This window comes from Paenibacillus sp. FSL R10-2199 (genome assembly GCF_038000235.1).
GTDB lineage: Bacteria > Bacillota > Bacilli > Paenibacillales > Paenibacillaceae > Paenibacillus_AQ > Paenibacillus_AQ phytohabitans.
On sequence record NZ_JBBOBO010000001.1, the window covers coordinates 3,860,652 to 3,873,747 of the forward strand.

Consider the following 13,096-nt stretch of genomic DNA (forward strand, 5'->3'; position numbering starts at 1 on the left):
ACCTGTTATTACCGGTCTGGAGGCTTTCTGCTGTAGCGATGACTTATGGGTGGATGAGGCGGCCGTTATCGACCTGCGTCAAGCATGCTGGAAAAGAACGCGGTACTCGCCGTAGCCTTCCTTCTCCAAATCTTCTTTGGGAACAAAACGTAAAGCCGCCGAATTGATGCAATAGCGCAGCCCGTTTGCCCCGGGACCATCATTAAAGACATGGCCGAGATGGGAATCGGCTGTTTTGCTGCGCACTTCGGTGCGGATCATCAGATGGCTGAGGTCAGTTTTCTCCTTGACTGCATAATCGCGGATCGGACGCATGAAGCTCGGCCAGCCGCAGTCGGAATCGAATTTATCCTGTGAGCTGAACAGGGGCTCGCCGGAAACAATATCCACATAGATTCCATCCCCGTGATGATCCCAGAATTCGTTGCGGAAGGGGGATTCGGTAGCGCTGTTCTGCGTAACTTCATACTGCAGCGGAGTCAGGCGCTCCTTCAGGCTTTTTTTGTCCTCCTTGTGAGTCCAGTGTGCTTCGATAAAAGCTTCCCGCCCGGAGCCCTTGCGGTAACGCTTGTAATGGCCGGGATTCTTGTGGTGATATCCCTGGTGGTATTCTTCGGCCGGATAGAAAGGCTTGGCCGGAAGAATCGGAGTCACAATAGGAGCAGAGAAACGTCCGCTGGCTTGCAGTGCTGCCTTAGATGCCTCAGCCTGCAGACGCTGCTCTTCCGAATGGGTGAAAATCGCTGTTCCGTAAGAGGTGCCGCGGTCATGGAATTGCCCTCCGGCATCGGTAGGGTCAATCTGCTGCCAGAACAGCTCAAGCAGCTTGGTATATGGGAAAATATCCGGATTAAACGTAATCTGCACAGCCTCGACATGTCCGGTCGTTTCCGAGCAGACTTCCTCGTAAGTCGGATTAACGGTATGACCGCCTGTATAGCCGGAGATTACCTCGACAATACCGGGAAGTTCTTCAAACGGGGATACCATGCACCAGAAGCATCCTCCGGCGAACGTAGCTTTTTCCGTCTTGACGTTTATAGAATCAGATTGAACTTCACTCATTAATATCCCTCCATCTATAGAATGCAATTAAATAGATCACAATTTAATTATAAATCAAATAGCTGCACTCTGCCAGCTTGATGGATACCCCTCAGATTTTAGCGGACCGCGGCCGCATGGAGAATCCGGCAGCTGCAAGCACGGCGATGTAGAGAATCACGGCAATGGCAGCATTGCGCGGATGCTGGAACATTTGGCCGCCGAGGAAGGCGTACAGGGTGATCCCCGGGATTTTACCTAGGCCGGTTGCTGCAAGATAACTCCAGAAGGGCAGTCCGGCAGCACCGGCGTAGATATTCACAGCCATTTGCGGAATCACAGGCGCCAGCCGGGCGAGGACTACAGAGGCAAACGGACGCCGCTGCACGGCCCCGGTGAATTTATCCAGCGCTGAAATTGAGTTCAGATAAGTCATGGATTTGCTCTGGAACATATATTTAACCAGACCATACACGATTGCTGCAGCCAATGTGGTTGCGCTCCAGCATATTAACGCTCCCGCCAGGCTTCCATAGGCGTATCCGAACAGACCGATGATCAGCTTGTAGGGGATTACCGGAAACAAGGCCAGAACAGTGGCTGCAAGCATGGACAGAAGCAGATTATGGTCCTCTTTGAGCCAGGCCAGAATCTCATACCTGTAGATAAACGCGAGGATTATACACGAAACATACAGAATTACCGTCAGCCATTTTCTCATTTTACTATGCCCCTTCTTTACTCCATACATTTCATCATACTGAAAAAAAAGTGATTATTGAAGCAAAGATCATTGTCGCCGCCGCTTGTCACGGTATAATACACCTATAAGGGATAGAAATCCCCAATATTTAAGGGAGATACCTCAATGAATATACCTGTACGCAAAAGAGTGGCATTAATCGGCATCGGCGATATTGCCCGTAAAGTCTATTTGCCGCTGCTCTCCCGTCATGATCAGGCGGAAATTGTAGGGGTACTCAGCCATTCCTCTGCGACGGTGCAGCGGGCAGTTCAAACCTATCGTCTTCAGAAAGGGACAACTGACCTGAATGAGCTGTTATCCTGGGACATAGATGCTGTATTCGTGCATAGTCCAACACCTACACATTATGAACTTGTAACCCGTTGCCTGGAGCATGGGGTCTCCGTATATGTGGACAAGCCGCTGTCTTATGATCTGGAAGAATCCCGGCGGATGGCCGAGCTCGCAGAGAACAAGGGACTGCTGCTGGGGGTTGGCTTCAACCGCCGCTATGCTCCGATGTATATGGCGGCCAAGTCCTGGCTGCTGAAAGCCGGAGGCATTAGCCAATGCAGCGCAATCAAGCACCGGACGAAGCTGCAGCAGGGTACAAGCCATGAAACCATTCATGATGATCTGATCCATATGCTGGATCTGCTGCTATGGCTGTGCGGCGGCGATTATGAATTGCTTCACAGCAGCCTGAAGACAGATACAGAAGACAGATTGCTGCAGTCATTGGGGCAGCTGGACTGGAAGAGCGGAGCAACCGGAATATACAGTATGGTGCGCGATGCCGGTGCTGATCTGGAGAAGCTGGAGCTGCACGGAAATGGCAGATCAGTCGAAGTGACGGATATGGATCGGGCGACATTATATGAGCAGGGTTCCCTGCCGCGCACGCAGAATTTCGGCAGCTGGGACACTATACTGGAGCGCAGAGGCTTCAGCGGAGCCGTCAGCCATTACCTGAGTAATATCGCGACCCCGGAGCAATGCGGCATTTCCGCTTCAGCCGTATTGCCGAGCCATGAGCTGGCAGCGAAGCTCAGCCGTTGAATTTTCAGATTAGCAGCAGAGAGGAGAACAACATGGAAGATCAGGATTACGGCAAGTCAATGGAAGAGAGAATTATCGAAAGCTACAAACGGGATGAGGAAATGATGATTCTTGTTTTTGCCCAGTGGTGCGTGAATAACAAGCTGGACCCGCACGCACTGTATTTACAGGCATATCCGCAGCAGGAGGGCAATCAGGCGCTGAGCAATGCGCTGGCACTGACTGTATCCGAGGAAGAGGCCGGTTTTATCTCCGATGACACCGTACTTGGTGTACTGTCGCTATATAGCAATGATGACCTCGCTTACGTGGTAACTGAAGCGATTCATCAGCGGGAGCAGAAAGCAGACACAAGGGATTGACAACGAAGATATAATAGTTATGGTTAATGAACTTTTTTTTGGTAAACGATGTTCATTACAGAATAAATGTGGTAAAATTATATATACTAACTAATAGTAAGCTTCACAAGTGAGAGGTGAAAAACAATGGAAGAACATCAACTGACGATGTGCCCGAGATTCGAGACGGCCTTTTCTTTTTTAGGCAAACGTTGGAATGGACTTATTATTCAGACCTTGATGAGCGGCCCTAAGCGGTTCAAGGATATTTCCGGACTGATTCCGACAATGAGCGACAAGATGCTGTCCGAGCGTATGAAGGATCTGGAATGTGAAGGCATTCTGGTACGTCATGTATATCCGGAAACACCGGTGCGCATTGAGTATGAATTAACGGTCAAAGGCCGGGCGCTTGAGCCGGTTATGCAGCAAATTCAGTTCTGGGCCGAGAGCTGGGTTGAGTAGTTACGTTTCATATTCCTAATGACAGCCCCTTACCGGTCTCCGGTTTAAGGGGTTTTTGCTTCGGTTTTGCTAAATAAAACTTGCACTGTGTCCAAACCTGTGTAATATAATAGAACAAACTAAAGTTACGGATGTGTGGAAGCGTTGACAAAACTGGGAAAAGCCTAAGGAGAATGTGAATAAGCCGAAGTTAAGGCAAGTAAACTAAGACGATGCTTTCGAGGCAAGTTTTGAACGATGCTGATTCAGGGATGTTTAGGCTCACAAAACCTAGCGTATGCTTTCGATGCAAGTTTTGCCGTAGTGGACTCTTATGAAGTAACGCTCACAAAACTTTTAGGAGGCGAGGATCATGACCATCACCTTGTTTTCCCGCGAAATAGCCTATGGAAAAAAGGATGTCGCTGAACTGGAGACTGCGTCAATTAGAGTGCAGCTGATTTATGACAAGGTGTTGTATATGCTTCATAGCCATCTTCCCGCTTCATTATGGGATGCCTGGATTGGCGTGCCTTATGAGATCATATCCTCTCTATACAAAGGGGACAATGATAGCGGCAGTGTGTTTCAGAAGTGGATTCAAAGCCCCTCCGGCTGGAAATGCATCGGTTGTGAAAGGCATTGTCTGGAGCCTGTGACAGCTGCGGATAGCGATACCTCCGGCCCGCCGCGCCGCTTCACCTTTCATAACGGCATTAGTCAGAGTATGGTGCTGCAGGCGGTAATCTGGTCGATGTATGAGAATACGCTGCTGCTCCAGCCTTACTTAGGTGAAGATGCTTTTCTCAGCGAAGATGATTTGGAGCTTATTTCTGTATATTTCGTGCCTACCTATATGACACAGACCCCGTTAATGGAAATGAATAAACAAGCCAAAGAATATAAGGATAAGAATATCAGAGTCTATCAGGAATGGATCTCTGCCCCGGATCTGGTGCTGCAGTGGAATGGAGGTCTGACCGAAGGCAGGTGGATGACTGGAGTGTATGTGGATCATTCGCGGTTTGCCGGTCTTGGACCCTATTTGAAGGATGCGCAAGGCAAGCGGACATATATGCAGGCGACTGTTCAATAAATCATACTATGCATACATTGAAGGGTTAAAGGGTGGCTTTGAGAATGATTTTAGAAGAAAAACAAGAAGGAAAGTGCTGCTGAATAATTTGTTGAGCTCCTTGATGCGGCAGCACTTTGGGAATGATTGAGTATCATTAGGAATCCGCCAGGTACTTTTTACGCCTCATCCCGGTTATTCCTTCTTCTAATCCAAAGAACCAAACTTAAGATCACCACTCCAACTGCTGCAGATATAATCAGAATTGCGTTTCCGCTTGCACTACCGTCTGGTATTATCGGGGATGGACTCATGCGCGCGGCAATAATGATGCATACTGCAATCAGAATTGATAGAAGGATAACGGCTGCGCTTCTGCTATTAGCTGTCAGGCCCTCCCGTCCAGGTCCTATATAGGAACCGTTCCAGATCAGACGTACCAGATAGGAGCCGACACCAATCATAAAAATAACATAATTACTCAATGGATACTTGAGCCACTGTATTCCGTAATTATGCAGGCCCATATCCGCCAACAGCAGGAAGGCCAGTAACATAAATGACTGATTCCCCGCTTTGTTCCGCTTCAACAGTTGTCTTTCGTCCAGGTTAGCTTTGCTCATACTCAGTTCCCTCCCAAAAAAGTTGATCCAGCGTCTTACCCAGTGTTAGGCAAATATCAATACATAACCTGATTGTGGGATTGTAGTCACCGTTCTCAATTGCAATAATCGTCTGTCTGGTGACTCCCACAGCATCCGCCAGCTGCTTCTGCGACATGTCTTTTGCCGCTCTTGAGGCCTTAAGCCTCAGGTTTTTCCCCATTCCCTCACCTCGCGTAGATTGTAATATATATGTAACATTATGTCTACTATATTATACATGGTGGATTTTTTTATAATCATTCCGTTCAATAAAATTTTATATATCCAGTGCGTACAATCACTAGTCCATCCTCCTGCCGGTGTTAAGGTGTAAAGGTGATCAGCAACTAAAAACCTATACCCATAACATGAGGAGGGGCCACAATGGCGTCCAATCAATTAAACGATATAACAATTCAATCAGGTTTCACCTCTGAAGCAATGGTCAGAGACATCGTCCTGCAGTTCCCTAAGGCTGCGGATTATTTCAAGGCTAAGCGCATTGATTTCTGCTGTGGAGGCGCGAAGCCGCTGGCTGAAGCTGCTGCCGAGAAAGGGCTTGATCCGGAAGCGATGATTCAGGATCTGAACAAGCTGCAGGAAGAGCATCCGGTACTGGAAGAGGATACAGCCTGGAACGAGGCCTCCTCTGAAGAGCTGGTGAATTATATTGTGAACAAGCATCACCGCTACCTGCGTGAAGAGCTTCCGCTAATCAGCCAGAATGTAACCAAAGTCTTCCGCGTGCATGGCGAGGATTCTCCGCATCTGGGCGAGATGCACCGCCTGTTTAATCTTTTGCGCGAAGATCTGCTTCAGCATACGGCGAAGGAAGAAGAGAGCGAATTCCCTAAAATGCTGGCCTACACACAGAACCCGACTGAAGAAGGCCTATCGGAGCTGCGCGGCCTGCTGCATAATCTGGAAGCCGAGCACGATGGTGCCGGTGAGATCCTCCGCGAGCTCCGCCGGGTAACCAATGATTACACACCGCCTGCGCATGCCTGCACGACTTACCGCCTGACCTATGCACGCCTTGAGGAGCTGGAAGGTATGACCTTCGAGCATGTGCATCTGGAGAACAATAACCTGTTCCTGCGTTATCAATAAAATGTATTGCTACGGAAAGTCCCTCCGGGGACTTTTTTGTTATATAGAATGCGATAATAATGCAAGATTTAAGAGGCACAGTTCTAATGCCGGTCAGCCGAGTTAACTTTCATCGATCTCTGTGGTATACTCGATTCAGAAACAGCGTACAATGCAAAGAGAGCCGTGCGACCAACACGACTCCCCATTTGCAACAGCCGCTTTTAAGGGCGGAGGCTTGGAATATGGTTTAGCAGAAACAGACCGCATCCTTTGACCAGGGCGGTCTATTTCTTTTTGAGTTAGTTAAGAGAGCAATAATGAACATGCAGAACATGAACATCAGTGACAAAGCTTGATAAACCTCCATTGGCCTCACCTCCCTTCCGGGAGAATAGCCGACCGCCCTTGTAAGCCTTCTATTGCTTCTGTGATTATAGCATGAGACCTTTTAACTTGGAAGATTATACCGATGATTGCTACATGACAGAAATAATTTGAGAACAGGTCTTCTATGCGGTATCCTTAAAGAGTCAGGGATATTACATAAGAAGGCGGTGCCGTGGAATGTCCACAAAATGGATGGGGCGCTTACTGCTGTGCCTTGTTTTTATAATCACAGCCAGCGGCTGCAGCTCGGTTCTGGGACCGGGAAACACCGGGGGCAACACCGGAAGCGGAAGCACAGGACTATCTTTTTCAATTCTGGTGGGTGAACGTGAAATGGCAGGAACCTCCGGCAGACTGCTTAACGAAGCTTATAAAGAAGGTAATTCCATCATAGAACTGCTGAGAAAGAGCGGGATCGTTACTTTTGCTGCAGACGGCTATAGTATTCTTGAGGTCAATAGAGTTGCGCTTAGTCAGGATATGATGTGGGAAGTACAGGTGAACAGCAAGAAGCTTACGGATTTGAACAGTAAAATCGAGGCTGGAGCGGCGATTCTCTTCTCTGCACAGCCGGCCGCAGCCGGGGCGTTATTTCAACCGGTTATCCTTACGGTGAACGGCGGGAGTGAACAGCCTGAGCTGACGCATTCGCATGTGCTGTCCTTTACGGAAGATTTGTCAGTGAAGGGACTTATGAAGAACAGCGGGATGATTAAGCTGGCAGAAAATAACAAGACGATTCTTACCGTAATGGATTACACACCACTCAGCAGTGAGGAATGGAAACTGAAGGTTAATGACAAAGCGCTGCTGGGTAACGGAGTGGATATGAAGCTCAGACCGCAGGACAAGCTGGAGATATCACTGGTTCTGAAGTAATTACGATAGCGGATACAAGGATTTCTGTGCCGAGTGCGCGGAGGTCCTTTTTTGTGTGTCTAATACTTTATGTGAAATGTTTCACATTTAATGTGACTGGAATCACAAATGCCGGGGAATTTTGGGCAGTATAATTTCACTATAAAGCAAGTTTGTGAAGAAATCTGAGTTCTGAAGGAGGGTCCTACCAGTGACAGCGAACAGAGAAAAGTTAGTGCTGATTGGCAATGGCATGGCGGGTGTAGGCACTATTGAACAGATTTTAAAGCTGGGCGGCGCTTATGATATCACGATCTTCGGCAGTGAGCCGCATCCCAATTACAACCGGATTATGCTGTCCTATGTTCTCGAAGGCAGTAAAACCATTGAAGATATTATCCTGAATGACCGTCAGTGGTATGCGGATAACAATATTACCCTGCATACTGGAACGACTGTCACCCGGATTGATGAACAAACCCGGCAGGTGATTACAGATAACGGACAGGCGGTTCATTACGACAAGGTTATCATTGCTACGGGTTCTAATTCGTTCATATTACCTGTTCCGGGCAGTACAAAGGACGGGGTAGTCGGCTTCCGTGATATCGCAGATTGCGATGCCATGCTGGCCGCAGCGAAGCAGTACCGCACGGCAGCTGTTATCGGCGGCGGTCTGCTTGGTCTTGAAGCAGCCAAAGGCCTCGTGAATCTGGGGATGGACGTTACCGTTGTGCATCTGCTTGAGGATCTGATGGAACGGCAGCTGGACCGAACGGCATCTTCCATGCTGCAGGCGGAGCTTGCGCGTCAAGGTGTGAAATTCGCCATGGGCAAGCAGACGGTCGAATTGACTGGAGAAGAGCGGGTTACCGGGCTGCGCTTCAGTGACGGCAGTGAGTTGCCCGCAGAATTTGTGGTAATGGCAGTCGGAATTAAACCTAATGTTCAGCTTGCCAAGGATAGCGGCATCGAGGTTAACCGCGGGATTGTCGTCAATGACTATCTGCAGACCTCCATGGCTAACGTGTATTCTGTCGGTGAATGTACGGAGCACCGGGGGACCTGCTATGGTCTGGTAGCGCCGCTTTTCGAGCAGGGGATGGTACTGGCTAAGCATTTGTCTGGTGTGCAGACTCCGGGATACGAAGGTTCGGTTGTCGCGACGAAGCTCAAGATTTCCGGTGTTGATGTTTTCTCGGCCGGAGAGTTCACCGAAACAGCGGAGCATACCGTCATATCCGCCAAGGATGAGTGGAAGAGAACCTATAAGAAGATTTTGCTCAAAAACAATATTATTGTCGGTGCGGTTCTGTTCGGTGATGTAACGGAATCAGCGAGCCTGCAGAAGCTGGTGAAGCAGGGAACAGAAATGACCGATGAGATCTATGGAGAGGTCATGGGCACAGGCTGCTGCGGCGGAGGCGGAGCCAAGAAAGGTCTATCCGTTGAAGCAATGGCCGATGAAGAGATTGTCTGCGGCTGCAACGGGGTTACCAAAAAGGCGATTGTTGATGCCGTTACGGAGAATGGCTTCACTACAGTGGATGAAATCAAAGCCTGCACCGGAGCTACCCGTTCCTGCGGCGGCTGTAAGCCAGTTGTTGAGCAGATTCTGCAGTTCGTATTAGGGGACAGCTTCCAGCAAAGCGCCAAGCAGGGGATCTGCAGCTGCACCCCGCTTAGCCGGGATGAGATTGTAGCCGAAATTACGGCTAAAGGGCTCAAAACCACCAAAGAAGTTATGCATGTGCTGGACTGGAAGCAGCCGGAAGGCTGTTCTAAATGCCGTCCTGCTGTGAACTATTATCTGGGTATGATCTATCCGGACACCCATGAGGACGAGAAGGAATCGCGCTTCGTTAATGAACGGATGAGCGCTAATATTCAGAAGGATGGAACTTATACGGTTATTCCGCGGATGTACGGAGGGGTTACCACTCCCGAGGATTTGAAACGGATTGCCGATGTTTCCCTGAAATATGATGTGAAGGTTGTGAAGGTGACCGGCGGGCAACGTCTGGATCTGATCGGTGTCAAAAAAGAGGATGTACCGAAGGTGTGGGAGGAGCTGGATATGCCGTCCGGCTATGGCTATGCGAAATCCCTGCGCACTGTGAAGACCTGTGTAGGTTCGCAGTTCTGCCGTTTTGGCACACAGGATTCCATGGGCATGGGCGCTATGCTTGAGCGCAAGTATGAGCGCCTGGATATGCCGGCCAAGTTCAAAATGGCGGTTAACGGCTGTCCGCGTAACTGTGCAGAATCCTGCACGAAGGATATCGGCATTGTCGGCAATGACGGCGGCTGGGAAGTATTTATCGGCGGAAACGGCGGCATTAAGCCACGGATCGCTGATGCCTTCTGCAAGGTAAGAACCGATGAAGAGCTGGTCGAGGTCTGCTCCGCCGTAATGCAGTATTACCGTGAAACCGGCAATTACCTGGAGAGAACTTCAGAATGGGTAGAACGTATGGGCCTTGAGCATATCCAGACCGTTATTCTGGGCAGTGATGACAACCGGAAAGAACTCGCTGCACGGATTGACTTCGCCCTGGCACAAGTCAGCGATCCATGGAAAAAGATGCTGGATGACAACGGTACCCGCACAGCACTGTTCGAACAGACACGGGTCTAGCCTGAAAGGAGAGGGAGAGAAAATTATGGAACTCAGTAATCGAGAGTATGCAGTAGGAGCCGCAGACGATTTCATGCTGCAGATTGGCCGGGTAGTAAATGCAGGAGAGGTGGAGTTAGCTATATTCCGCACATCGGATGGCGCTTTCTATGCAGTGGAGAACCACAGTCCCCACCCGAAGGGCGGTCCGCTCGCTGAGGGGATTGTATCCGGCTATTATCTGTATGACCCGCTTCATGACTGGAAAATCGATCTGCGGACCGGAGAAGTTCAGGCTCCGGACCGCGGTCAGGCAGTAGTCCATCCGGTTGTTGTGGAGGACGGAGTCGTCAAGGTTAGTCTGCCTGCGGCAGTGGCAAGGCTATAAATTAAAAGAAGAGCAGGTGTAGATATGTTTACGCAGAGCGTAGAGAATATCGTTGAGACAGCCGTAGGCAAACGCGACAAGATGAATGAGAGCCTGCCCAAATATTTCTTGGCGGCACTCCTGGCAGGAGCTTATGTAGGTATTGGTATTATTCTGATCTTCTCGCTGGGGGCTCCGCTGGCAGCGATCAAGTCACCGTTCCAGCCGCTGATTATGGGCGCATCCTTCGGGATTGCCTTGACCCTGGTTGTATTCGCTGGCTCGGAGCTGTTCACAGGAAATAATATGTTCTTCACGGTAAGCACGCTTGCCGGGAGAACTACGGTCTGGGATACCGTGAAGAACTGGGTCCTGGTATTCCTCGGCAATGTAGCCGGTGCAGTGGTTCTTGCCCTGCTGATTCAGGGATCGGGTCTCTTTAAGGCGGCGCCTGCCGAGCATCTGATCTTCGCGGCAGCAGCCAAGAAGATGAGCCTGCCGTTCTCGGAGCTGTTCTTCCGCGGTATTCTCTGTAACTGGCTGGTCTGCCTGGCGCTGTGGATGTCCTCCCGCGCCAAGAGTGAAGCGGCGAAGCTGGTGCTGATCTGGTGGTGCCTGTTCGCCTTCATCGCAAGCGGCTACGAACACAGTGTAGCGAACATGACGCTGCTCAGCGTGGCAGTACTGTTGCCGAATCATCCCGAGACCGTGAGCATTGCCGGCTGGCTGCATAACATGATTCCGGTTACGCTAGGCAATATCATCGGCGGCGGTGTATTCGTCGGCATGGCATACTGGCTGATCTCACCTGTGCGTAGTCCCCGTAAAGTATCAACTACCATGCAGACTAAGAAAATAAGTTAATTTAGAAGCCCCGCAGTTTAATTACTGCGGGGCTTTTTTGTCACTGAAAGGAGCATCTATCTGTGGTAAGCTGTTTAGGACTCGAATCAGGGAGTGGACAGTCATGAAGAGCTTTAACCATTTTGGCGTATATGGAATTTGCCAGCGTGACGGCAAGCTGCTGGTAATTCATAAGGGAAGAGGGCCATACACCGGAAGATACGATCTGCCTGGCGGAAGACTTGAAGAGAACGAATCTCTGCTTGACGGCCTAGTCAGAGAATTCATGGAGGAGACCGGATTTGCAGTCAAGGCAGAACGAAACCTGGGCATATTCGATTTTTTTGTCCGTTATCAGGAGGAAGACTTCACGCATATGCATCATCTGGCAGCGTTGTACCAGGTTGAATTGGACGGGGAGCAGGAGCCAGCAGCTATTTCAGCTTTTGCAGAACAGGATTCGAGCGGGATGGAATGGGTGGAATTAGCCCGGATCACGCTGGATTCGGCTTCACCGGGAGCTGTACTGGCAGCGAAGTGGCTTAGCGGGGATGAGCTGACTATGAGGACGGAATACTATGATTTTTGGGAAATAAAGACCTTGTAGAATTGCTGGCAGCGCGGGAATCACTTCAGCAGACAAGAAAAAAAGACGCCGGACAGGGCGCCTTCGACCACTCTATTAATTTATTGGGTCATATATGTTTCATTGAGGTGAATAGAGGGTATTATTATTAGGAATTAAATCCGGCAAATTTCATTAGGGCATAATTCACAGTGGCAGATGTCCTGAAGCATCGACAGATCCTTGATGACAATCATGCCGTTCTCATACTCTACAGCGTCTTTTTTACGCAGATCGCTTAGCATACGGTTAACACTTTCGCGGGTAGCGCCAATCATGTTGGACAGATCAGTATGCGTAATTTTTTTATTGATCAGAATGCTGTCGCCGGTCTTCTCTCCATAGGTGTTGCCCAGACGGATCAGCGTAGAGCAGAGTGCACCCGGTTTGCCGTACATCATCAGGTCGCGGAATTTCGTCTGCGTGAGACGGTGATGAATCCCCATCCATTTCATGAAGTCAATCGCGAAATCACAGTGCTGGCAGATCAGAATCTCCAGATCCTTCTGCTCGATGACGCCGACTTCACTTTCTTCAATTACTTCGGCAGTGAAGCTATGCTTCGTGCTGAAGAAAGGGTCTGCCTGACCAACCATGTCACCGGCCTGATACATATACAGGATTAGTTCCTTGCCTTCGTCAGTTGATTTGGTTAGTTTCACACGTCCACGTTTGATATAAAACAATTTATCCGAATAGTCGCCTTCCCAGAATAGGTGAGAGCCTTCAGGGACCATGCGCTCCTTCATTGTGACCAATAGCCGGTTAAAGTTCTGTTCGGAGAAACAGTTTGTATTGCCGCGGGCTTCGATAACATTATAATGTTCCTTTATCATAATCGACATCCCCTTTATTCCCTCAGTTTTTCAGTAAATTTTAAATTAATTATACATGTAAATTCCTCTTTATGGGTAAAAATTTTCGCGAAAAAGTGTCGAATTTTTTACATTGTGAT

Annotated in this window: 16 protein-coding genes; 10 read left to right on the plus strand and 6 right to left on the minus strand. The window is 49.3% G+C overall.

What is annotated here, in order from left to right:
• Positions 1-78: 78 nt before the first annotated feature.
• Together msrA and NYE33_RS16480 are read right to left on the minus strand one after the other, a co-directional pair.
• Complete coding sequence (gene msrA, locus NYE33_RS16475) at positions 79-1,065, minus strand: peptide-methionine (S)-S-oxide reductase MsrA (RefSeq protein ID WP_341066697.1); 987 nt, start codon at positions 1,063-1,065, stop codon at positions 79-81.
• Between the two features lie 91 nt (positions 1,066-1,156).
• Positions 1,157-1,765: a TVP38/TMEM64 family protein gene (locus NYE33_RS16480; RefSeq protein ID WP_042138778.1), complete on the minus strand. Its 609-nt coding sequence runs from the start codon at positions 1,763-1,765 to the stop codon at positions 1,157-1,159.
• Between the two features lie 147 nt (positions 1,766-1,912).
• Here NYE33_RS16480 and NYE33_RS16485 point away from each other — a divergent pair, with 147 nt between their 5' ends.
• From NYE33_RS16485 to NYE33_RS16500, 4 genes are all read left to right on the plus strand, one after another.
• Entirely contained in the window at positions 1,913-2,848 is a 936-nt protein-coding gene (locus NYE33_RS16485) for a Gfo/Idh/MocA family protein (RefSeq protein WP_341066698.1), read from the plus strand.
• Positions 2,849-2,880: 32 nt separating this feature from the next.
• On the plus strand, positions 2,881-3,210 hold the full coding sequence (locus tag NYE33_RS16490; RefSeq protein ID WP_042138776.1) for a hypothetical protein: 330 nt from the start codon (positions 2,881-2,883) through the stop codon (positions 3,208-3,210).
• 126 nt (positions 3,211-3,336) lie between these two features.
• Complete coding sequence (locus NYE33_RS16495; RefSeq protein WP_042138775.1) at positions 3,337-3,654, plus strand: winged helix-turn-helix transcriptional regulator; 318 nt, start codon at positions 3,337-3,339, stop codon at positions 3,652-3,654.
• Positions 3,655-4,006: 352 nt separating this feature from the next.
• On the plus strand, positions 4,007-4,729 hold the full coding sequence (locus tag NYE33_RS16500; RefSeq protein WP_052421959.1) for a hypothetical protein: 723 nt from the start codon (positions 4,007-4,009) through the stop codon (positions 4,727-4,729).
• Positions 4,730-4,887: 158 nt separating this feature from the next.
• Here NYE33_RS16500 and NYE33_RS16505 read toward each other — a convergent pair whose 3' ends face one another.
• Together NYE33_RS16505 and NYE33_RS16510 are read right to left on the minus strand one after the other, a co-directional pair.
• A complete protein-coding gene (locus NYE33_RS16505; RefSeq protein WP_076245665.1) occupies positions 4,888-5,331 on the minus strand; it encodes a hypothetical protein in 444 nt (147 codons plus the stop codon).
• A complete protein-coding gene (locus NYE33_RS16510) occupies positions 5,318-5,533 on the minus strand; it encodes a helix-turn-helix transcriptional regulator (protein ID WP_042138773.1) in 216 nt (71 codons plus the stop codon). The genes NYE33_RS16505 and NYE33_RS16510 overlap by 14 nt, the downstream gene beginning before the upstream one ends.
• 233 nt (positions 5,534-5,766) lie before the next feature.
• Between NYE33_RS16510 and ric the strand changes: the two genes are divergently transcribed.
• Entirely contained in the window at positions 5,767-6,462 is a 696-nt protein-coding gene (gene ric / locus NYE33_RS16515; RefSeq protein ID WP_336102328.1) for an iron-sulfur cluster repair di-iron protein, read from the plus strand.
• Positions 6,463-6,691: 229 nt separating this feature from the next.
• Here the strand turns inward: ric and NYE33_RS16520 are convergent, their stop codons facing one another.
• Positions 6,692-6,811 (minus strand): putative holin-like toxin, encoded by a 120-nt coding sequence (locus NYE33_RS16520; protein WP_341066702.1) that lies wholly within the window; start codon positions 6,809-6,811, stop codon positions 6,692-6,694.
• Positions 6,812-7,008: 197 nt separating this feature from the next.
• On the opposite strand from NYE33_RS16520, the gene NYE33_RS16525 reads away from it, so the two are divergent.
• From NYE33_RS16525 to NYE33_RS16545, 5 genes are all read left to right on the plus strand, one after another.
• Positions 7,009-7,710, plus strand: coding sequence for a hypothetical protein (locus tag NYE33_RS16525; RefSeq protein ID WP_341066703.1), 702 nt, complete (start codon positions 7,009-7,011; stop codon positions 7,708-7,710).
• 190 nt (positions 7,711-7,900) lie between these two features.
• On the plus strand, positions 7,901-10,327 hold the full coding sequence (gene nirB / locus NYE33_RS16530) for a nitrite reductase large subunit NirB (RefSeq protein ID WP_336102320.1): 2,427 nt from the start codon (positions 7,901-7,903) through the stop codon (positions 10,325-10,327).
• Positions 10,328-10,352: 25 nt separating this feature from the next.
• Positions 10,353-10,694, plus strand: coding sequence for a nitrite reductase small subunit NirD (nirD, locus tag NYE33_RS16535; protein ID WP_042237941.1), 342 nt, complete (start codon positions 10,353-10,355; stop codon positions 10,692-10,694).
• A 24-nt stretch (positions 10,695-10,718) separates the two neighbouring features.
• Positions 10,719-11,537 carry a formate/nitrite transporter family protein gene (locus tag NYE33_RS16540; RefSeq protein ID WP_341066704.1) on the plus strand — a complete coding sequence of 273 codons (819 nt, stop codon included), beginning with the start codon at positions 10,719-10,721 and terminating at the stop codon, positions 11,535-11,537.
• Positions 11,538-11,640: 103 nt separating this feature from the next.
• On the plus strand, positions 11,641-12,123 hold the full coding sequence (locus NYE33_RS16545; RefSeq protein WP_336102321.1) for an NUDIX hydrolase: 483 nt from the start codon (positions 11,641-11,643) through the stop codon (positions 12,121-12,123).
• Positions 12,124-12,257: 134 nt separating this feature from the next.
• Here NYE33_RS16545 and NYE33_RS16550 read toward each other — a convergent pair whose 3' ends face one another.
• Positions 12,258-12,977, minus strand: coding sequence for a Crp/Fnr family transcriptional regulator (locus NYE33_RS16550; protein WP_216626496.1), 720 nt, complete (start codon positions 12,975-12,977; stop codon positions 12,258-12,260).
• Between the last annotated feature and the right edge of the window lie 119 nt (positions 12,978-13,096).